The following is a 21,370-nucleotide window of genomic DNA, read 5'->3' as shown; positions in this document are numbered from 1 at the left end:
GCTCGAAGACGCTGTCGCACGTGCTTGCATCTGGATCACACGGCTCGAATTCATCGGCTCACCCCCGTCACGGCGTCGGCATGCAGCGCTTCGCGCACGGGCCACGATTGCCACAGCCAGAGCACTTCGGAAATGGCCAGCAGCGACACTGCCGCCAGCATGAACACGACGGCCCAGCGGCTCACGGTGGGCAGCTTGCGGGGCGCGACATGCGAAAGCGTGTTCGCGTAGGCCGCCGGGACCAGCACGCGGTCGCGGCCGCCCAGATCGGCGCGGCGTTGATAGACGAACTCGTAGAGTTCTTCGCGATAGCTGCGCAGGCGTGTAGCGGCATCGGTGCCGCGAAAACGGCCCTGAAAACCCATGGCGAGCGCAAACAGATAGAGGCGCGCGATGTTGCGCCGCGAGGGTTCTCGCTCGGAGAGCAGTTGCTCGACGCGGCGAAACACGAGGTCGCCCGCCACGTTGGTGCGAAACAGCGTCGATTCGAGCAGATACGCGGTCCAGCGTTCGCGTCCGGCCCATTCGGTGTTGAGCAGAATCTCGTCGGCCAGCACGGCCTTCAAATAGCGCGCGTCGGCCACCGTCTCCATTTCGAAGCGTGTGCTCTCGCGCCGCGATTGCAGCGTCTGGATCTCCAGCAGGTTCAGCAGGTGACGGCTCAACCCTTGCGCGGCGAGGTCCGGGTCGGCGTCGGGCAGTTCGGAGAAGCGCGCCTGAGCCTTCACGAGTTCGTCGAGAAAGGTGCGGAACTGCTCCGTCACGAGATCGTCTTCTTCGGGGTCCGGTCGGTTGCGTGCCATGCTCAGCGTGCCTTCTCGATTGACGTCTTCGTTGTTAGCGTCTTCGTTGTTAACGTCTTCATTGCTTTCACGGTCCTCTTCATCAGCCCTTCACGAACAGCAGCATTTCCTGCGGCCGCTGTGCACTCGCGCCTTCGTTAGGGTTACCAATCACCAGCATCTCGTTGGCGAGCACGAGTGCGGGCTCCGCCGCCACCTCGAACAGCAGGTAGCCCGACCCTGAGCGCAGGCCCAGGTCTTCGGCGTAGTCGATGCCGCGGCGCGCGGCACCCAGCACGCGGCGGCTGCGCAGCGACGCGTAGATGGACTGCGAGCCGATCACCGCGCCGTCCATCCACGCGAGCAGGTCGCGGTCCGACTGGCCGCGCAGGCCCACCACGAGCCGCTCGCCGATCCAGTCGGGAGGCAGCGTGATTTCGAACGCGCCGTGGCGGAACTCGAACTTGTGCTCGCGATACTCCTCGTTCACCTCGGAAGCCGACTCGCGCAGCGAGCGCAGCAGCGGCGTGAACACCGAAAGCGGATCGCCGTGGTCGTAATCGGGCGGCATGGGCGGCAGCCCGCCGGGCTTGAGCATGGCGAGCGCCCCGCTGAGCGCCGCGAGCGCGTGATACAGCGCGAGCGGATGCAGATGCGGCGTGCGCAACACGGCCTCGGCAAGCGGCAACGCGCTCAAGAGGCTGCGCAGGCGGTCCTTCAACTCCAGTTGGGTGAGGCGGTCGTCCACTCTCGACGAAGGGTTCGCGGTCTGTCGCGCCACGAATGCCGCCTTGCCGCGCAACTGACCCAGCAGCGAGGCGACGCTCGTCCATAGCGGATTGTCGCGAGCGATTTCGAGCAGCGGCGGCTGGTGCTCGGTGAGGCGCACCACCTCGTTGTCCTTATAGAGCGAGCCGAGCCGAAGCCAGACGTGCATCGCCGAAGGCACCTCGCCCGCCGCAAGTGCCAGGTTCGGAACGAGACGCGGAATGTCGGCAGGCGGCGCATCGGAGACCAGGTCTTCCACCGGCTCGCCGGGCGTCGAGCGAAAGCGCTTGACCTGCGCCGCGCGCCGCATCGTCGAGGCGCCAGGCAGCACGAGATAGAAGTCGAGCGCGCCATTCGAAAGCTGCTCGGCAAACGGCTCCAGCGACAGTTCGAGCCGCTGCCCGCCATCTGCCTGAGCGTGCCAGGTGACGGCCGTGCCGTCGGGCAGGATGGCATCGAGTTCCAGCACGCGCAGCAGACCCGCAGGCAGCAGACCGTTATCGAACACCAGGCGCCGCACGCCCCAGCTGAACGGCGCGGCGGCGAGCGTTTGCCAGGCCACGAGCGCATCGGCGCGCGAAGCCATCTGCTGGAAATGCTGCGGCGCGAGCAACATGCCCTCGAACCATTCGATCCGCTCCGGCACCGTCATGTTGTGGTCACGCGTCATTTCGAATCCAGGACGGTAAGGTTGTTGCTGTCCAGCTTCACCACCATGTGGCCGCTGAAGTGCTCGACGCGCACGCGATGCGCCCCCGGGTCCTGGTAGCTGGCGAACACGAATGCGCCGGCCACCGAGGCACCCCTGAACTGCTCGCCGCTCACGCGCACGTGCTGGCCCGGCACGAGCTCCCAGCCGCGGTAGCGCAAGCCTTTCGGAAACGTGCTCGCCAGATCGTCTCGGGCTGCGAACCATTTCGACGCGGGCATCTCGGCCACGCGCGCCAGCAGCGTCGCGTCGCTCACCAGCACGACGTCCACGGCCACCGGACTGTTGTTGTTGACGTCGTCACTCGCGGCGAAGGTCACGTCGGTCCACTTCGCTTTCTCGCCACCGAGCCCGAGCATGCTGCAGCCGCCCAGCGCGAACACGGTGCCCGACGCCATCAGCAGCATGGCCGCACGGCGCGCAAGCCGCTCGCACAAACGCAATCCCCGCTTCTTCATCTCGCTCCCACTCCAATTCCCATCAGCACGATCAGCAAGGCCGCCATCGTGACGCAGCCCGCCGCCAGCACGAGTTGCGCACGCGTGAACGTGAAGCGCAGCACAGGGCTCAACCCCGCTGCGCCGCCTTGCAACCCGGCGGCCGTCTTGCGCTCCGAGGGCAAGCCGGCGGATACCAGTGCGATCACCGTGCATACCGCAAGCAGACTCAGCGCATTGCGCGGCCCTTCGCAGATCAGATCGACGGATACGAACAGCACGCCCGCCGCCTCGGCAGGCAGATGCAGCATGGAGAGCACGACACCCGTGTAGCCCACCGCGGCCACGCCGCTCTGCCCCGCCGATACGAAGGCGGCCAGAACGGCCGCCGCGCACACGAGCGCGATTTCCCCCGCACCGAGCGGGCGTTCGTAGAGATTGGCCACGAACACAGCGGCCAGTGCGTAATACAGCGCCGAGCCCGCGCGCACGAATACCGAACCGAACGGCACGACGAGCTCCACCACGCCGCGGCTGAAGCCGAGGCGTTCGCTCATGGCCTCGATGGTGTGCGGAATGGGGGCGGTGGCGCTGCCCGACGTCAGTCCCACCAGCAGCGGCGCCTTCAGGCCGCTCAACACCTGTGGCAGCGATTGCCCGGCGCGCGCCGCGATGGTTGCGAGCGCGAGGCCCGCGAACACGAGAGCCGCGAGCGCAAAGCACACGAGGAAGCTGCTCATGGCGGTGAGCGTCGCGCCCTGGGTCTGCGACGTGAGATGCGCGGCCACGCCGAACACCAGCACCGGAATCAGCAGGTTCGCCTGCGCGATGATGGTTTCGAGCGCGCGATACACGCCCTCGAACACGTTGCTGAGCATGCGCGTCTGGTCGCGCGAGAGCGCCGCGAACGCGAGGCCGAACAGGATCGTGCCCGTCAAAATGCCGAGCGGATGCCCCTGCGCGAGCACGCGATAGAAGTTGTCGGGGAAGAGGTCGCTCACGTCGATCAGGCTTGTGCCCGTGCCGCTGCCCGCGCTGCCCGCGCCCTGGCCGAACAGCGCAACGCGTACGTCCTCCGCGCCCGCGTTCTTGAGCACGAGTTCGCCAAGGTGCGCGTGCGCCTCGGCGGAAAGGTGCTGACCCGGCATGGCAAGCACGCCTGCCAGCGTGCCGCCTGTCGCGCTCAGCACGACGAAGGCGAGCGCGAGCAGCATGATGGTGCCCACGCGCGTGCGCGGACGCGGCAGCGCGATCACCTGGCGCAGTCCGAAGAACGTTGCGACAACGAGCAGCGGAATCGCCGCCATATTCACAACGCACAGATACAGCTCGCCCACGAAGTACGCGAACGCACCGGCCGGCTCGGCGAATATGCCGCACAGGCCGCCCACCGCGAGGCAGGCAATGAGCCCGAGCGTGCTTCGCGAAAGCGTGTGCAGCGCTTTCATCGCGGACGGTTCCAGCCGCGCTCGCACGCGTACGTCACCACGGCGCGCGCAAGTTCGAGCGAACTGTCGATGAGCGTGAGCGGCGGCGACGCAATGCGCTGCGCCGCGAGCGGAATTTCGGTGCAGGCCATGAGCGCCGTGCTCACGCCGTCGTGCGCGAACATCGCCAGCACCTCTTCCAGATGCGCCGCGGCCAGGTCCAGATAGCCCGCCTTCACCTCGCGAATACATGCGGCCACGCGCGGCTGCATCGCTTCGTTGGGCGTCACAGCTTCAATGTCGCGCTCGGCGAGTGCCTGCTGGTAGAAGCCGGAAACGAGCGCGCCGCCGGTAGCGAGCAGCGCTACGCGGCGCGCCGTGTGCGGCACTGCGGCCACGCACGTCTGCGCGATATGCAGCACCGGTGCCTTGCTGTGCGCGCGTATCGGTGCGTACCAGTGATGCGCCGAATTGCACGGAATCGCGATGAGCCCCACCCGGTTCCGGTTCAACAGATCGATGCCGTCGAGCAACGCCGGCAGCGGGTCCGCGCCGCCGTCGATGATCGCGCTCGAACGGTCTTCGATATGCGGCAGGTTCGCTACCAGCAGCGGCAGATGCTCCTGATCGCGGCTCGCCCCGGTGAGGCGCACGATCTTGTCCATGAAGTCCACCGTAGCGAGCGGCCCCATGCCGCCCAGAATGCCGATCATTGACATGGGTGGCTCCTAGATCTTGAGCGGACGCGGACAGAGCACGGAAACCGCCGCGGCATTGCCGATCACGAGCACGAGCGTGCGCAGCATGTCGCAGATCGGATCCACGGCGAGGAACAGAATGAACGCGGCCTCGAACGGCAGGCGCAGATACGCGCAGGTCATGCCCACGAGCGAAACGGTCACGAGCCCCGTCATGCCGGCCGAAGCAAAGCCCGCGAGCACGGAAGCGAGCAGCACCGTCACCACTTCCACGACGCCGAGCGCATGCCCGTAAAGCTGCGCGATGAAGAGCGTGGCGCAGACGTAGTAGACCATCGGGCCCACGCGCAGCAGCGAAATGGTGAGCGGCACCAGCAGTTCGACGCGCGAGCGCGCGAAGCCGAGGCCGTCCACGAGGCTTTCGACCATGCTCGGCATGCACGCGGCGCTGTTGCGCGTGGCGAGCGCAAGTGCGAACGGCGCGCGCAGCGCGTCGAGCGTCTTGCCGAGGCTATGGCTCGAACGTTTCCAGATGATGATGGCGGCCAGCACCAGCAGCAGCGACGAAGCGACGAAGAACGCCAGCACGAATTGCAGCATGGCGTGCAGCGGGCCTACGCCCGACTTGCCGAGTTGCGCCGCGCTCATGCAAAAAAGGATGAGCGGCAGCGGGTAGCTGAGCCAGTGCATGAGCTTCTGGCACGCGTGGTAGACGGTTTCCAGCGACTGGCTCAGGCCTACCGAGATGCGCTCGGGCACGCGGCCCACCGCAAGGCCGAACAGCAGCGCGAACACCAGCGCCTTCAAGGCGTCGCCGTTCGCGAGCGCGGCGAAGATGTTGGTGGGCACGAGGCTCGCGAGCACGTCGGAGAAGCTGGGCGACTTCGCCGGCAGATCGGCGCCGTAGAGGTTCATGACCGTATCGCTCGACGAACTGTCGCTGCCCACCATCAGGCCGAAGGTCTGCATCGTCGCCGTGGAGATGTTGGCGCCCGGATGCATGACGAGCAGCACGATCGCACCAACCACGGCGACCGTCACGGATGCGCCCAGAAACACCGAGATCACGCGCATGAGCAGCCGCGAGGTGCCGCCGTCGCGAAAGAGCCGCTGCAGGCTGAAGATGACCGCGGAAATCATGAACGGCAAGGTCGTCATCTTCAGCAGGTCGACGTAGACGTCGCCGATGAAGCCGAGCTTTTGCGCCAGGTCGGGCAGGAACAGGCCGAACGCGCCGCCAAGCGCGAGGCTGCCTATCACTACCCAGGGGTTGAGAACGAATGCGTAAAGCCTGCTGGAATTCATGGTGGTCTCTCGTGCTGTTTTCTTTCTGTTCGCGCGTTTCGATTAGTGGTCCGCTGCCTGCAAAACCGCGCTCACGTCGAGCTTCACGCTGCGTTCGGCGAGGAACTGGTTCACGAACGCGAGCAGCGCCGGGTCGCTCACGTTCACGCCGACCGCGAGCGTGTCTTCCAGGTCCTGGAGCGTGACGACGCGCAGACGCAGCGAAGCGGTGGGGTCCACCTTGAGCACGTGCTTCACTTCGAACTCGTCGCGATAGGCGGCAGTGATTTCACCCGCGTTGAGCGCCTTGAGCACGTCGTCCCAGGTCGGATAGGCGTGCACCTGCGCATGCGGGAAGTTGCTCACCACGTAGGCGGCATACGACGAATTCGCGACCACGCCGATGGAGCTGTCGAACGAGCGCACCACTTCGGGCACCGAGCGGTCGTGTGCGATCTGCGCGAACTTCACGCGGTTGAGCAGCAGCGCGCGGTTCAGGCGCAGGTACGGCGTACTGAACGCGATGACCGTGGCGCGCGCGAGCGTGCGCGACAGCTTGCTCACGGCAATGTCGGCCTGGCCGCGTGCGAGCAGGCTCACTACGTCGTCGAAGGTGCGCGCGTCGCGGTTGAAGCGCACCTTCACGTGCAGCCGGTTCGCCATGTCGCGGGCAAGATCGATGTCGATGCCTTCGAGCTTGCCGTTGCGTTCCTCGAAGAACGGCGGCTGGTCCACGCCCAGCACCGCGACCACCAGTTCGCCGCGACCGACGATGCGTGCGAACTCAGGGGCGAGCAGGCGTCCGTCGGGCATCTGAACCACGCCGGTCGAGGTGGTGACAGGCGCCGCAGACACAACGGCTGCGCCCGATGCGCCGCCCGCTGCCGCAACCGGTTTCGTGAGCGAGGTCGCGCCCGCACCGGCGGGCATCGCCGCGAATGCGCCGGTTGCGGCGCCCAGCATCGCACCGGCCACGCCCACACCGAGCCACGCACGCCATGCGCGTCGCGCAGCACGTGCTAGCCGCGCGGCTCGCGAGCCGCGCACGTCGTTGGATGGAAAGTTGAACAAGGAAGACGACATGGCGTTACCGGTCTCAAAGAGTCGAAGAAGCGGATGCGGGCGCTGCGACGGTGCTGCCCGTATCCAGCGGCGAGGGAGCGGCGAGATCGGACTGCATACCCGGCGCAGGAGCCGTGGCGGATGGGGTGGCGCGCAGCGCGTCGGCGCTCTGGGCGGGCGCGCGATTCATGCGTGCGCCGATCTCCACGCCAAGCAGGAACAGCAGCAGGCACAGCAACAACGCACAACTCACGGCGATGGTCACCATGCGCGAAGTCATCGAAAAAACGTATTGCATCGCAGCCTCGGTCTCAGTTGGTCAGCGTGGTGAACTGCGCGGCGACCACTATCTGGATGACACCGCCCCATGTGCACATCAGCCGCGACGAGTCCTGTAGCGCAGGCATCTTGCCGATCATGACCTGCGATGAGCCCGGTGCCCACGGCGCCGCTGTGGCCGGCATGCACGGCATCGGCGTGAGCACGCCCGACGCCGCTGCCGTGGCGGCGGCCACTGTCGGGTTGGCCATCGAGTTGCACATGCCGAACGGCAGCACGTTGACGAACGGCGCGTGGTCCATGATGTTTGCGGCCGGCGTGCCCGCCGTCACGCATTTCACCGGCAACACCTGCAACGCCGAAGGCGTGGCGCCGAAGCTGCACTGGAGCGTTGCGCCCGAAGTCACCTGAAATGCCATGTCTACCCTCTCACCCACTTTTCCAGTTGCTTGACCATGCGCGGCCCGCGCGCCCCGTCGGCGTTCGTCGCGGCAGTGTCGAGCGCGCGCCAGTCGCCTTGCGGCTTGCCGAGGCGATAGACGCGCTCGTGCGTCACCGTGCCGTCGGGCGCATAGCGGCGCGCCGTACCGTGCAGCAGGTCGCCGTGGTACGGCAGGCTCTGCGCGAGCGTGCCGCTGGCAGCGTACTCGCGCGTCTCGCCTTCCAGACGGCCCTTCACGTAGCGCGCGCGGCGCACCACCACGCCCTCGTGCAAAAAAACCGCTTCGCCTTCGAGCTTCCCGGCCTCATAGGTCATGCGCGACGTGACGAGCCCCGAGGGCGCATAGGTCACGCGCTCGCCGTGCAACACGCCGGCCACGTATTGATGCCGTGCGGCGAGGCGCCCGTCCTGATACACCGACATCGCGCCGTCGAGCAGGCCCGCGCGGTACTGCGCTTCCTGCACGGGCTGCCCGTGGGCATCGAACGTGCGCAGCGCGCCGTCGAGCAAACCGAGCGCGTAGTTCGCGCGCAGCAGCGCCGTGCCATCCGGCGCGTAGTGCACCGTCTCGCCGTGCGGCACGCCGTTCACGAGCTCGGCGCGGGTCACGAGGCGACCTGCGGCATCGCGCGCCTCGATCACCGTCGGTTCGACGGCCTCGGTTGCATCGGCGGCGTGGGTGGCAGGGGTAGCATGCGTGCCATCGCCCACGAAGAACACGTTGGCAGCAGAAGGCGGAGCAGAGGTCGGCGCAGACATGGCTATCCCTAGTTGAGCGCAATGAGGCCGCCCTTCAGCACGAGCATGGTGCCGCCGTCCACGGTCTGTTGCGCGGATGCCTTGTGCGATACGCTCGCGGCCTCGGTGCTGAGCGTGATCTTCGCCTTGCTCGTGTGGGTCGTGCCGGCTTCGCTCGAAAACGACGTGCCGGCCTTGATGCTCACCGAGCCCGTCACCTCGATCGAGAGATTGCCGCCCACCTTCAGCGTGTAATTGCCGTCCACCGTATGCGTGTTGTCGCCCGTCACGTTGTGCGTGAACTTCGCGTGGCTGGTGTGCGTTTCGTCCCCGGTCACATCGAGCGTGCGCGTGCCCTTCACGGTGTGCGTTTCCTTGCCCTCGCTCACTTCGATGCTGCGGTCGCCCTTCTTCACGACGTGCGTCTCCGCGCCTTCCTTCACCGTGGTGGAAAGCGCGTTTTCGATCTCGACGGTCATGTCTTTCTGCGCGTGGAAGTACAGCTGCTCGGAATCGAGCTTGTCTTCCATGCGGATCTCGTTGCCCGCCTTGCCGTTCTTCGACGAACGCGAGCGCATCACGCTCTGCGTCTGCATCGACGGCAGCGAAACCGGCGGCGCGTTGTCGCCGTTGTAGACGCAGCCGGTTACGAGCGGCCGGTCGGGGTCGCCGTCCACATAGCTCACCACCACTTCCTGCCCCACGCGCGGCAGGAACAGATGTCCCCAGCCCGGCCCCGCCACCGACTGCGCCACGCGCACCCAGCAGGAGCTGTTCTGGTCGGCGCCCTCCGCGCGGTCCCAATGGAACTTCAGCTTGATGCGCCCTTGCGCGTCGGTCCAGATTTCCTCGTCGGTGGAGCCGACCACCTTCGCGGTATGCGTGCCCGCCACGAGCGGACGAGGCGTCACGAGCGGCGCGCGAAACGGCACCGTGGCCGGAAACACGTCGAACTCGTTGCTATAGGTGCTGTTGGACGCCGTATGCCGCACGGCCCGTGTCACGTAGCGCACGTTGAGTGCGCTGCGGGGATGCGCCTTGAGCGTGAACGTGGTGCCCGCGGCAAGCCCGTAGTACCTGCCGGCGCCCTGCCCGGTCTGCCGGGTGACGTTGTGCGATTCGAGCTGTGTGGTTGAGAGATGCGTGGCCTGCCCCGCGGTCGCAACGCGGCCCGGGAACGTGAAACGCGTGCCGGTCGGCAGGTTCGAAGACGCCTTCGCCGAAGAGAGCATTGTTTCCGGCGTCGTGTAGTCGTAGTCGCTCACGATGTGCTCGCCCGCCACCACGCCACGCGACATCGCGAAGAAGTCGAGACGCTTCGCGTCGCTGGAAACGCTGGCGTCGGGCGCGAAATACAGTTCGCCGGCCGGGGTTTCATCGTGGGCCGAAGCGTCGTCGGCGAGCACCATCGTGTGCGCGCCGTCTGCGAACGTGAAGAAATAGAAAATGCCTTCCTCTTCCATCAGCCGCGAGATGAAGCGAAACGCGCTCTCGTCGTACTGCACGCAGTATTCGCGCGTGCCATAGGCGCTGCTGCGCTTCGTGCGGTCCTGGAACGCCACGCCGAACGTGCCCAATACGCTCTTGATGATGTCGAGCGCCGTCTGGTTCTGCCAGATCACGCGGTCTTGCCCGAGCGTGAGCAACCACAGGCGCGGCGCCAGTTCCGCGGAGTAAAAGCCGTACTGCACGTCCGCGCCCGCGTGCGCGAAACGCGTGACCATGCCGTTGAAATGCCGCACAACGCCGGTCTGGTCCTCGAGCGTCACGGTCACGCTCTTGCCCACGATCTGTTCGGGGTCAAGCACCTTGTTCGTGGAATGCATGCGCAGGTCGAAGCGAAACAGCTCCGAGATGGCCTCGCGGCCCGCGAAACCATCGAGCAACAGCACGTCCGCGCCGAACGGCGTAGAGACCGACGCGAACCAGTTGGCCTGGCTGGGTTTCGACATGCGCTTATGCCTCTTCGCCGGAGTGGAAGCGGAACTCGACCGCGCCCGATGCGCCGGGCGCGAGATGCACGCCGGCAAACGGTTCGGATATCGAAATGCGCTCCAGCACCTGACGCGCAAGCTCCGGCAGCACGGACTGCGTGAGGATGTGGTCCACGTTGCGCGCGCCGCTGTCCACTTCCTTGCAGCGTTCGGCGATCAGCATGGCCATGTCCTTGTCCCACGTGAGGCGCGCGTGATGGTTGCGCTGGAAGCGCTGCGCGAGCCGTTCGAGCTTGAGGTTCACGATGGCGTTGATCTGCGCGTCGCCCAGATGGTAGTAAGGCACCAGCACGAGGCGGCCCAGGAAGGCCGGACTGAACTGCTTGAGCAACGCGGGGCGCAGCTTCTCGATGAGTTCTTCGGGCGGCGGCCGGTGGCCGCCGCGGCTCGCTTCGGTAATGACGTCTTGCGCGGCGTTCGACGTAAGCAGGATCAGCGTGTTCTTGAAGTCGATAGGCACGCCTTCGCCGTCTTCCATCACGCCCTTGTCGAACACCTGGAAGAACAGCTCCAGCACATCCGGGTGCGCCTTCTCCATTTCGTCGAGCAGCACGACGCTGTACGGGCGGCGCCGCACGGCTTCGGTCAGCACGCCGCCACGCCCGTAGCCCACGTAGCCCGGCGGCGCGCCCTTGAGCCCCGAGACGCTGTGCGCCTCCTGGAACTCGGACATGTTCACCGTGATCATGTTGCGCTCGCCGCCGTAGAGGATGTCCGCGAGCGCGCACGCCGTCTCGGTCTTGCCCACGCCGCTCGGGCCCACGAGCAGGAACACGCCGACCGGCTTGCCCGGATCGTCCAGGTCGGCCCGGAACGTGCGCACGCGGCGCGCAATCGCGTCGAGCGCTTCGTTCTGGCCTACCACGCGTTCGGCCAGTTTGTCCTGCAGATAGAGCACCGTGTGCAGTTCGTCGGCGAGCATGCGGCCCACGGGGATACCGGTCCAGCCCGAGATCACTTTCGCGACGGTGGCCGAATCCACGCAAACGGGCACCATCGGCTCGTCGTTCTGCACCGCTTCCAGACCTTTCTCGAGACGCGAGAGGTTCGCGCCCAGCGATTCGGCGTCTTCGCCTTCGGCGGCGCTGGCCGCATCGGCAAGATAGCCGCGGATCTTCTTGCGCCACACGAGTATCTCGTCCACGGCGCGCTTTTCGGTGCCGAGCTTGTCCGAAAGCCGCGCGTGCTGCGCGCGCTCGTCTTCCAGCTGCTTCGTGAGCGCGGCGATGGCGTCGGTGCGGTCGGTGCCTGTAGCGGCCTCGTGGCGCAAGATGCGCAACTGGTTCTCCGCACTTTCGATGGAGCGGCCAAGCGCTTCGATCTCTTCGGGCACGCCGTTCTGGCCGATCGCCACGCGTGCGCATGCGGTGTCGAGCACGCTGATCGCCTTGTCCGGCAACTGGCGCCCCGAGATGTAGCGATGCGAGAGCTTCACCGCGTCGCGCACGGCTTCGTCCAGAATTTCGACACCGTGATGTTCTTCGAGCTTCTGCACCATGCCGCGCAGCATGTCGATGGCAACGGCCTCCACCGGCTCTTCGACCTTCACCACCTGAAAGCGCCGGGCAAGCGCCGGGTCGCGCTCCACGTACCTCTTGTATTCGGCCCACGTCGTGGCGGCGATGGTGCGCAGCTCGCCGCGCGCGAGTGCGGGCTTGAGCAGGTTCGCGGCGTCGCCCTGGCCTTCGCTGCCGCCCGCGCCGATCAGTTGATGCGCTTCGTCGATGAAGAGGATCACAGGAACGGGCGACGCCTTGACCTCGGCGATCACCGATTTCAGCCGGTTCTCGAACTCGCCCTTCACGCCCGCGCCGGCCTGGAGCAGCGCGAGGTCGAGCGAGCGCACCGAGACGTTGACGAGCGCAGGCGGCACGTCCCCCTGCACGATGCGCTGCGCGAAGCCTTCCACCACCGCCGTCTTGCCCACGCCCGCTTCGCCCGTGAGGATCGGATTGTTCTGGCGGCGGCGCAGCAGCACGTCGATCAACTGGCGGATTTCGGCATCGCGGCCGCGAATGGGGTCGATCCGGCCTTCGCGCGCGAGGCCCGTCATATCGACGGTGTACTGCTCCAGCGCGGACTGGCGGCCGCTCGCGCCCACAGCGCCCGCCGTCATGCTGGGCATGGCCGCCGCACCTGGCGCAGAGGACGGCGCGGCGGCGGGCATGCCCGTGGACATTCCCGAGCCCGGCCCGCCGGACCGACCCGCATCAGAGCCAACGGCCTGGCCGCGCATTTGCGAGCCGCCCGCATCTTCGGACGACCCCGCGAGAATCGCCGCGAGCCGTTCGCGCAGCGCCGCACGCGGAATATTGAGCAGCGCGGGCGCGGATTCGAGCAACAGGCCGCGCAGGCTATCCACTTCGAGCAGCGCGAGCGCGAGCGTGCCCGAGCGGATCTGCTGCTCGCCGAGCAGCATCGAACTGAGCAGCCAGGCCTCCTGGAAGAGCGGCGAAAAATTCGGCGAAAGCGCGGGCGTACGGCCATTGCCGCGCTTGAACGAATCCACGGCCTTTTGCAACTGCGCCGTGAGCGTGTCGGCCTTGATACCGAAGTGCGAAAGAATGGCACCCAGGTCGGGCGCGTCGGATTCGAGCAGCGTGAGCAGCAGATGCTCGACATCAACGTTGTAGTGCGTCTGCCGCACGCACAGCTGCGCGGCCTGCTCCATGGCGAGCTTGCATTCGGGGTTGAGACGGCTCAACAGCGTGCGGATATCGATGTCCATGCGCAACGTCCTTAGTGATGCTTCAGCGCGGGCACGGCGGCCTCGCGCATCGCGAGGCGCACGGGTGCCGGCGCGCGAGTGAGGTGACGCGAACCGCCCAGCCAGGTGGTCCAACCAAGCTTCGCCGCTTGCGCACCGCCGGCTGCGCAGACCGTGGCCTGCGGTGCAGGATCGGGCGCAAGATGCAGCACGAACTGCACGTCGAAATCTTGTTGCAGATAGGTGCGAACGAGCCACGCGGCGCGCGCGTGATCCGCGCCGCCAGGCAGAAGCGCCTCGAAACGCGCCTTCGAAAGACACGGAAATTCGAGGCGAATGCCGCTCGCTTCGTCCCACGTGCGTCGCCCGAGCATCGCCACACCGGTGAGTCGTGTTGCACCGGAATCTGTTTCTGAAGCAGTTGCCAAACCGATGCCGGCGAGACGCAGCGAATCGGCGCGATTGATCTCACGCCAGCCGCCCACGAATTGCACGCCGCGTACTTCGATTCCTAGCCGGTCCGCAAGCACAGCGACGAGACCCGTCATCGAGCGCGGCGCGGCGCTCAGGAGCCCTGCGTGGCGCAGCCACAGACGGGCGTCTTGCGGGCCGCGTTCATCCGCGCGCAGACCCAGATTACTGAGCGCGTCGAGCGAAGTTGCAATCGCGCTCGCATGCGGCGAACGCCAGTTCAGCGCCGGCGCGTGCTTCTTGCGGCTGCGATACAGGAACGACAGAAAGCGGTGATTGAAAATGTCGAGCAGGTCTGTTGTCGCCGTGTCGCGTTGCGCACGGCGCTCCAGCACCAGTTCGGTGTAGGCCCTCGGCAACGGGCCGTTGGCGCCCGCGAGCGTGAGCAGAGGCGTGGACAGCGTCCACGTGGGTCGCTGTGCGTAAGAGACGCCGGGCGCGCTGTCGTGATCGGCCGCAGTGTTTTCGCGCACGCTGTGGATGTCGCTCGGCTGGAACGCGAGCGAGACGTGGCCCGTCAGACGCACCGCCTCGGCAAGCCCGTTGCCCCGCCCGAGCGGACGCGCCCACGGCGCGGACCGTTCCAGCAGACTGATGGCCTGGAACAGATCGAAGCGCTGCGGATTCGCCCGGAGACGGGCGATCAGAGCAACTGCTGGCAGCCTGTCATCGGCTCCCATTGCTTCCATATCTCGTCTCCACGGCGCACCACGAGCCGTACAAAGGAATTGACCGACGTGTACATCGCGAAGAAGCGCGCGAGCACGGCGCCCAGCAGCAGCGGCGAGCCGCCTACGAAGGTGTCGGGATCGAACTCGACGCAGACCTCGGTGCCGCGGCAATAGCCGCGCCACGCATCGCCGCCCACATGCGCCGTCGCGCTGCGTGCGTCCACACTGCGAATGCCTCGAATCTGGTCCTGTTCGCGCGTGCTGTCCGATGCGAAGAGACGCAACATCTCCTGCAACTGTGCGCGGCCCGTCGCGCCGCTCACGAGCGAGTGATAGTTGAGCGTAAGCAGCGAGATCAGCCGCCACAGCGTCTCGCTGCCGAGTGCCGGGCTGCGCTGTGCGGTGGGTTCGTAAAGGCAGCGCACGCGCGCGTTCTGCGAGACTTTCTCGACGAGCATGCGCGCGCCCACCGGCACACGTTCGGCGAGCCGCCGGTTCGTGCAAAGCACGTTCGCGTAGATCACGGGCGCACCAGGATCGGCGAGCGTGTTGGCCGCGTCGACGAAACTCAGGAACATGTCGGTGCCTTGCACGTGCTCGCGCAGGCTGCGCTCGCGGCGCGCCGACCAGAACACGGTGTCGCCTTCGGCCGCTACGTGGTCGATGGCCGAAAAGCACGGCACCGCGGACTCGCGCCCGAGCGTCGGGTGCGACGCCACGACGGAATCGATGGAATGGATTTCCGTAATCGACTCGCGCCGCTGGTCGGCAACGAGCCGGTATTCGTAGTGGCGATGATCGATGACGATCGGCTCGCTCGTCTGCGAAAACAGATTGATGACGGGCGTGCAGCCAAGCTGGAAATGCCCGGCGTTGAGCATGCCGAGGCCACGCGGCGTGCGCTTCAGATGCAGCACGATCTCGCAGCGGCGGCCCTTGCCGAGACGCCCTTCGAGATGGTGCAGATCGAAGAAATGAAACTTGCGCGGAAACGCAAAGTACTCCTGCATCAACGCGTAGGCAGGCTGCGCGTTCGGCGGCCGCGGCAGCACGTCGTCCGCTTCGCCGTAGCCCACTTCGCGCCAGGCGCGCGCGGGCAGCAGAACCGGCACACGGCCTTCGGGCTGCACCGAAACGTCCCTCACGCCCGATACGAGCAACTCGTAGAGCGGCATCGTCACCATCCAGTCGCCGTACAGATGCAGGCGCAGTTGCCTGATCTCCAGTTCGGAGAAGTCCACACCGTCCGCGCACTCCAGCGTGAGGCGCAGCGTGGCGTCTTCGCCGAACGCAGCGTGGACAATGGAAAGCGGCCACAACACCGTCTCCCACGCCGTGCGGAAGCGGCATGCGTCGCCTGTTTCCGTGCGTGCCTGCAGGCCCGTGTGACGCGGCACGGCGAAGCCTGCCGTGACCTTGCCTTGTGCGGGATCGAGTTCGAACTGCGCAACCGTCATCGAAGGCACGGGTTGCACGAGCGACGGACAAACGTTGTCGAGCAGGGCCGACGCGACCTGCGGAAACTCCTGGTCGAGATCGCGATGCACGCGCGCAGCGAGAAACGCCGTGGCCTCGATGAGGCGCTCGGTGTGCGGGTCGAGCGATTCCGTGCCGTGCAGGGCGAGACGCGACGCGATCTTCGGATAGCTGCGCGCAAACTCCGCACCTTGCAGACGCAGGTACGAAAGCTCGCGTTTGTAGTACTGAAGGATGTCGTCGGTCGCCATGTCAGCCCCGGTTCGCGCCTCGCGCATCGGCGAACGTATGTCCGTTGGCCGCAAGTTCGAACGCCACGTGCGTGACGCCCAGGCCCGCACGCATCTGCCCCGCAATGGTCAACGTCGCGTGCTGCGCGTGACCTGCGGGAAAGGCGAACGTCACCGTTGCGTGGGCGAGGCGCGGCTCGAACAGCGATATCGCGCGCACGATGACCGCAGCAATCGCGTCACGGTCCGGTCCGGATTGCAGCGAGCGCTCCGAAAAATCCGGCACGCCGTAGTCGAGCACGGTCCCCTCGCAACCGGCGAATTCGTCGAACGTCAGGTGTGAGCGCGTATTGAGCAGTCTCATGAGGTCGCGCGCGATCGAGTCCCGCAGCGCATCGGCGCTGGAAAGCTGCGCCTCGCCGCTGGCGGCGAGGCGGTCGAACAGGGGCATCGGTGAACCGCTGACGATTGCCGGCATGGCACGAAAACTCCAGATAGTGCGGACTGCCGATCTCCAGCATCCGACAGCGGCGCTCAGCCGATGCTCAGGCCGGTGCCTCGGCCTTGTTTGCGGCCAGATCCCAGCCGAACGAAGCCGTGCCCTTCTTCGTCGAGTCCACGTTTTGCTGCGTATAAACGGTCGTGATCTTCGAGAAGCTGATCGTCACGCTGTCGGTCGATTCGCCGCCGCCCGACGTATTGATCGAAGAGATCATGGCGTCGCTCAGGGTGTACTCCAGCAGCGGCATGAACTTGCTGCCCTCGTTGCGCCCGATCGAGATCTTGGCGTCCCCGAGCTTCGTACCGCCGGCACAGGCGCCGTAGAGGGCCGGCGTGGACTGGTCGGACGCCTTCGTGACGACGAAGTCCTGGAAGTTCGGGCGGCCGAGCGTACGCTCCGTGCGGCCCACGTCGTGATTCATCGGCATCGCCACGCCCAGTGAGTACGAATACAGCACGATGTGGTCAGTCGCGCCTTCCAGCGTCGAATTGCCCTTGATGTCCTTGAAATGCAGCAGAACGGTATCCATGACTGTCTCTTGTCGAAAGGTGACTCAAAAGATGAAAAGCGAAGTTGCGGCGTGCGGCCGGAGCCGCACGCGGGGACGTCACGCCGCGGCGGCCGGCAGTTCGGCCACGAGCCGGATCGACGCCGTCAGTTCTTCCATCTGGAAATGCGGCTTCAGGAAACACGTTGCGCGGTATGCGCCCGGCTTGCCCGGCACTTCGGTCACATCCACGCGGGCTTCGCCCAGCGGGAAACGCGCCTTCTGCGCATGCGAGGCCGACGGGTTGATCAGCACGTAGTCCGCAATCCAGTTGTTGAGAAACGCCTCGATGTCGCTGCGCGCCTGGAAGCTGCCCACCTTGTCGCGCATGATCACCTTCAGGTAATGGGCAAAACGCGATGCCGCGAGCACATAGGGAAGACGTGCCGAAAGCTGCGCATTGGCATTGGCCGCGTCCTTGTTGTAGACCTTGGGACGATTGGTCGTCTGGCCGCCGAAGAACGTTGCGAAGTTCGAACCCTTCGAGTTGACGAGCGCGATGAAGCCCAGATCGTTCAGTTCCTTCTCGCGACGGTCGGTGATCGTCACTTCGGTGGGGCACTTGAGCACGACGTCGCCCTCGCCCGTCTTGTACGCGTGCGCCACCATGTTTTCGACCTTGCCACCGCCTTCCACGCCGCGAATAGCCGTGGCCCAGCTGAACTTCGCGAACGAATCGGTAATGCGCAGGCCGAGTTGATAAGCCGAGTTGGCCCACAGGTACTTGCTGTGATCGGTGCCGTCCACGTCTTCTTCGAAGTTGAAGCTCTCCACCGGCTTCGTTTTCGCGCCGTAGGGCAGGCGCGCCGCGTAAGACGGCAGCACGAGCGAGACGTAGCGCGAGTCTTCCGAGTCGCGGAAGCTGCGCCATGCGGCCAGCTCGGCGCTCTCGAAGGTCTTGGACAGATCGCGCGTCACGCCGAGATCCGTGAACGACTTGAGGTCGAAGAGGCTCGGCGCAGCGGAGGCGACGAACGGCGCGTGGGCAGCGGCTGCCACCTTCGAAATGCGCTCGAGCAACGCGAAGTCCTGCGGATGACGACCGAACGAGTAGTCGCCGATCAACATCGAGTACGGCTGGCCGCCGAACGTGCCGAACTCTTCTTCGTAGATCTTCTTGAAGAGCGTGCTCATGTCGTGATCGACGGCGGTTTCGAGGTCTTTGAGCAACTCTTTCTTCGTCACGTTCATGAGGCGAAGCTTGAGTTGCGGGCCCGTTTCCGTGCCGAACACCATGTCGTGCAGACCCGTCCACGACGCTTCGAGCGCCTGGAATGCTTCGTCATGCATGATTGCGTTCAGTTGATCGGTGAGCAGCCGGTCGATCTCGGCCACGCGCTCGTTGATCATCGCGACGACGCTCTTGTCCGGGCTCGTACGCATGCCCTCGTCGAGAATCTGCGATGCGAGCTGGCCGATCAGCTTCTTCGCATAGCTGTTCTGCGAAGGCTCGACCGCCATGTTCCCTTCCTGAACGATTTGCTCGAGCAGGCTCAATTCGCCGCTTGTCGCGTCGAGAGCCGTGGTTTCGCGCGCGGCCGCGCCGGCCGCCTGATTGCTTGCCATTCCGATCACCTCAGAAAATTCGTTGCGCCCCGGTCAGAGGCAGATTGAGCAGTCTTTCGCGATGCGTCACGCTGCCGGAGCGTCTTCTGCGGGCGCAGCCGGCTCGGCCGACGCTGCCGCCGGGGCATCGCTCGATTGCGCCTGGCTCTGAACCTCTTTCAGCGCCTCACTGTTCTGCACGATGCGTTCGAGAATCGAATCCAGCTCGTCATTGCCATCGAGCTTGGCAAGCAGATCGCGCAACTGCTGGCGCGCTTCGAGCAGCTTCGCGAGGCGCGGCACCTGGTTGACGATGCTTTCGGGGTGGAAGTCTTCGAACTTGCGGAAATTCAGTTCGATCTTGAGATTGCCCTCGCCCTTCGCCGTGTCGGGCACGGAGAGGTCGAGACGCGGGGCGATCTTGCCCATGATCTCGTCGAAGTTGTCGCGGTCGATCTCAACGAAGCGACGTTCCTTGAACTTGGGCAGCGGCGTAGCCGGCTGTCCGGACAGGTCTGCAAGCAGACCGACCACGAGCGGAAGCTCGCGTTTTTCCACGGCATCGCCCACTTCGACGTCGTAGGTGATCTGGACACGCGGCGGACGGTTGCGCCCTACCCACTTCTGCAAACTGTTCGACATGGATCTCTCCGAAAACGCTCAGCTATTTAGTGTTACTAAGTGAATGCCACGCTCGCCGCGAGGCAGGCAGTACGAAGCGAAATGGTTGGTCGAAGCGCGCGGAAGTCCGCTTGCGACAGCGAGGCGGCAGGCCGCTGGCGCAATGCCGCTAACGTGAGCGCTTTTCTTCAGACTCCTGCGAACCAGGGCACTCACACACGGCGGTGGCGAACCTTGCGCGGATGGCAGGCTGCCGTATCGAGCGCCGGGGTCATGTCGGCGCTCGTCCCCGCGATTCTTCCGGGCCGTGAACGTCACCCTGGTCAGGGGTATGGCTGCACCGGAAAGAACCGTGACATCTATGAGTTGATTTGAGCCGGAGCACGATCGGCGCTCAGCCTCAGGTTTGTAGTGTCTCCAAATTCAGGCGGCATTTAACCATAGACTTTTTGCGTCGTACTGCCTGGTTCAGCGAAAATCGGACCGCGCAAAACAACGTATCAGGGTGTCTCAAATACTTGTCGTTCTGTCTCACTCGCGGCGGCCGTCGACGTGGCGGCGGACTCTGCCCGAATGCATACGTCAATACGCCTTACTCAATGTGACATCAGGATGACACTCGACGAGTGCGGCACCCCTCTGCCCTTTGCCGCACGCCGGTAGATCTGCCGCTCTAAAGTATTGGGCCGCGCGGCCGTTAGCCCTGTTAGCCCGGCGAGGTATCTCACGTTCAGCTCCTGCCATGCCCGCCCGGGACGTACAACGATCCAGTCCAGAACGCAGCCGGAACCCACGTGGACCATGAACCCAACGCCGAACGCTCTGCCTCATTCTCACTTCGATACCAGCGGCCTGCCGCGCGCCCAGCAGTTCGCGGCCTGGCGCGAAGCGGTCAACGTCATCTTCGACACCGAAACCTCCGAGTCGCGCGACGCCGGCTTCAAGACCCGCGTGAACGGATATCAGTATGGGGACGTGGTGCTGGGATCGATACAGACCGGGACGCAGCGCTACAACCGCTCCAATGCGAAGATCGGGCGTGATGGTCTGGACCACTATGTTCTGCAGTTCTATCTGGACGGCAGTTGCCGCGCGCGCGACGGCGGCCCGGAGTCGTGTACCCGGCCAGGCGACCTCTTTATCGTGGATGCGGCCCAGCCGCTCGCAACCGAAACCACGCAAAGCACCTTTCTCAATCTGGCCGTACCTCGCCGTCTGCTGTCGCCGCTACTGGACGCGCCGGACCAATACAGCATGCGGGTGCTTCGCGGCACCGATCCCACTGTGTCTCTGCTTCGCGAACATCTGACGTCACTATACAAGCACGGCCCCGAGATGACGATCGCAAGCGCGAAAGCCGTACTGCCGGCCACGTTGCAGCTTGCCGCTTCGGTCATGAATGCGAGCGTGAAACCGGAACATGCGGCCGCCGTTCAGCAGTGCGTGTTCGTATCGATTTGCCGCCACCTGGAAGAGCGGCTGAACGATCCGCAATTGAGTGCGGAGCAAGTGGCCTTCGCTTACGGCATATCGCGCGCTACGCTCTATCGGTTATTCGAGAAGGAAGGCGGTTTCGCGACATACATTCGCGAACGACGCTTGCGCCGCTGCCGCGAGATGCTCGCGGACCCGGCACGACGTGGCATATCGATTGCCGACATCGCCGCCGAGCATGGATTTTCGAACGCGGCGAACTTTGCCCGCGCGTTCCGCCGGTCGATTGGCTTGTCTCCGCGCGCAGTGCGTATGCTGGCGTTGAGCGGCGACGCCGCGCGAGTGCAAACGGCGAGTGCCGACGATTGGCACGACTGGATTGCGCGGATGCGGTGAGGTAGGCGTCGCGGACAGGCACACGGGTCCGCTGGACTCGAACCAGCGGGCCGTCATCCCGGAAGCGTCCAACACACGCGTCACTTCTTGCGTCGCGTATGTCGCGTATGTCGCGCACGTCGCGTATATCGCGTATGTCACATATCGCGG

General features: G+C 65.5%; 19 protein-coding genes. 1 reads left to right on the top strand and 18 read right to left on the bottom strand.

Annotated elements, in window-relative coordinates; all coding sequences use genetic code 11:
- Window positions 1-50: 50 nt before the first annotated feature.
- The 18 genes from PXJ20_RS15160 to tssB all read right to left on the bottom strand — a co-directional run bounded on the left by PXJ20_RS15160 (window position 51) and on the right by tssB (window position 19,411).
- A complete protein-coding gene (locus PXJ20_RS15160; RefSeq protein WP_421031247.1) occupies window positions 51-803 on the bottom strand; it encodes a DotU family type IV/VI secretion system protein in 753 nt (250 codons plus the stop codon).
- A gap of 82 nt (window positions 804-885) precedes the next feature.
- Window positions 886-2,220, bottom strand: coding sequence for a type VI secretion system baseplate subunit TssK (gene tssK, locus PXJ20_RS15155; protein ID WP_421031248.1), 1,335 nt, complete (start codon window positions 2,218-2,220; stop codon window positions 886-888).
- Window positions 2,217-2,717 carry a hypothetical protein gene (locus tag PXJ20_RS15150; RefSeq protein ID WP_421031249.1) on the bottom strand — a complete coding sequence of 167 codons (501 nt, stop codon included), beginning with the start codon at window positions 2,715-2,717 and terminating at the stop codon, window positions 2,217-2,219. The genes tssK and PXJ20_RS15150 overlap by 4 nt, the downstream gene beginning before the upstream one ends.
- Complete coding sequence (locus tag PXJ20_RS15145) at window positions 2,714-4,144, bottom strand: dicarboxylate/amino acid:cation symporter (protein ID WP_421031250.1); 1,431 nt, start codon at window positions 4,142-4,144, stop codon at window positions 2,714-2,716. Before PXJ20_RS15145 ends, PXJ20_RS15150 begins: the two co-directional genes overlap by 4 nt.
- Window positions 4,141-4,842 (bottom strand): aspartate/glutamate racemase family protein, encoded by a 702-nt coding sequence (locus tag PXJ20_RS15140; protein ID WP_017773560.1) that lies wholly within the window; start codon window positions 4,840-4,842, stop codon window positions 4,141-4,143. The genes PXJ20_RS15145 and PXJ20_RS15140 overlap by 4 nt, the downstream gene beginning before the upstream one ends.
- Before the next feature lie 9 nt (window positions 4,843-4,851).
- Window positions 4,852-6,126, bottom strand: coding sequence for a dicarboxylate/amino acid:cation symporter (locus PXJ20_RS15135; protein ID WP_017773559.1), 1,275 nt, complete (start codon window positions 6,124-6,126; stop codon window positions 4,852-4,854).
- Between the two features lie 42 nt (window positions 6,127-6,168).
- Complete coding sequence (locus PXJ20_RS15130; RefSeq protein WP_421031251.1) at window positions 6,169-7,188, bottom strand: substrate-binding periplasmic protein; 1,020 nt, start codon at window positions 7,186-7,188, stop codon at window positions 6,169-6,171.
- Window positions 7,189-7,201: 13 nt separating this feature from the next.
- Window positions 7,202-7,465: a hypothetical protein gene (locus tag PXJ20_RS15125; protein ID WP_421031252.1), complete on the bottom strand. Its 264-nt coding sequence runs from the start codon at window positions 7,463-7,465 to the stop codon at window positions 7,202-7,204.
- A gap of 13 nt (window positions 7,466-7,478) precedes the next feature.
- Window positions 7,479-7,865 (bottom strand): DUF4280 domain-containing protein, encoded by a 387-nt coding sequence (locus PXJ20_RS15120; RefSeq protein WP_277599304.1) that lies wholly within the window; start codon window positions 7,863-7,865, stop codon window positions 7,479-7,481.
- Between the two features lie 2 nt (window positions 7,866-7,867).
- Entirely contained in the window at window positions 7,868-8,647 is a 780-nt protein-coding gene (locus PXJ20_RS15115) for a toxin-antitoxin system YwqK family antitoxin (protein WP_421031253.1), read from the bottom strand.
- Window positions 8,648-8,655: 8 nt separating this feature from the next.
- Window positions 8,656-10,578, bottom strand: a complete 1,923-nt coding sequence (gene tssI, locus PXJ20_RS15110) for a type VI secretion system tip protein TssI/VgrG (protein WP_421031254.1) — start codon at window positions 10,576-10,578, stop codon at window positions 8,656-8,658.
- A gap of 4 nt (window positions 10,579-10,582) precedes the next feature.
- Window positions 10,583-13,348: a type VI secretion system ATPase TssH gene (gene tssH, locus PXJ20_RS15105; RefSeq protein WP_421031255.1), complete on the bottom strand. Its 2,766-nt coding sequence runs from the start codon at window positions 13,346-13,348 to the stop codon at window positions 10,583-10,585.
- An 11-nt stretch (window positions 13,349-13,359) separates the two neighbouring features.
- On the bottom strand, window positions 13,360-14,487 hold the full coding sequence (gene tssG / locus PXJ20_RS15100) for a type VI secretion system baseplate subunit TssG (protein ID WP_421031256.1): 1,128 nt from the start codon (window positions 14,485-14,487) through the stop codon (window positions 13,360-13,362).
- Entirely contained in the window at window positions 14,442-16,196 is a 1,755-nt protein-coding gene (gene tssF, locus PXJ20_RS15095) for a type VI secretion system baseplate subunit TssF (RefSeq protein ID WP_421031257.1), read from the bottom strand. Before tssF ends, tssG begins: the two co-directional genes overlap by 46 nt.
- Before the next feature lies 1 nt (window position 16,197).
- Window positions 16,198-16,653, bottom strand: coding sequence for a type VI secretion system baseplate subunit TssE (tssE, locus tag PXJ20_RS15090; RefSeq protein WP_421031258.1), 456 nt, complete (start codon window positions 16,651-16,653; stop codon window positions 16,198-16,200).
- A 67-nt stretch (window positions 16,654-16,720) separates the two neighbouring features.
- The gene (locus PXJ20_RS15085) at window positions 16,721-17,206 is read right to left on the bottom strand and encodes an Hcp family type VI secretion system effector (RefSeq protein WP_017773549.1); all 486 of its coding nucleotides are present in this window, start codon (window positions 17,204-17,206) and stop codon (window positions 16,721-16,723) included.
- Window positions 17,207-17,284: 78 nt separating this feature from the next.
- Entirely contained in the window at window positions 17,285-18,790 is a 1,506-nt protein-coding gene (tssC, locus tag PXJ20_RS15080) for a type VI secretion system contractile sheath large subunit (RefSeq protein ID WP_017773548.1), read from the bottom strand.
- Between the two features lie 66 nt (window positions 18,791-18,856).
- Entirely contained in the window at window positions 18,857-19,411 is a 555-nt protein-coding gene (tssB, locus tag PXJ20_RS15075) for a type VI secretion system contractile sheath small subunit (RefSeq protein ID WP_277599296.1), read from the bottom strand.
- A gap of 780 nt (window positions 19,412-20,191) precedes the next feature.
- Between tssB and PXJ20_RS15070 the strand changes: the two genes are divergently transcribed.
- Window positions 20,192-21,220: a helix-turn-helix domain-containing protein gene (locus PXJ20_RS15070; RefSeq protein ID WP_421031259.1), complete on the top strand. Its 1,029-nt coding sequence runs from the start codon at window positions 20,192-20,194 to the stop codon at window positions 21,218-21,220.
- Window positions 21,221-21,370: the final 150 nt, after the last annotated feature.

Source organism: Paraburkholderia sp. A1RI_3L (assembly GCF_048957895.1).
GTDB classification, from domain to species: Bacteria; Pseudomonadota; Gammaproteobacteria; order Burkholderiales; family Burkholderiaceae; genus Paraburkholderia; species Paraburkholderia kururiensis.
Note: the sequence above shows the minus strand (reverse complement) of the source record. Positions and strands in the feature narration are given on the sequence as shown.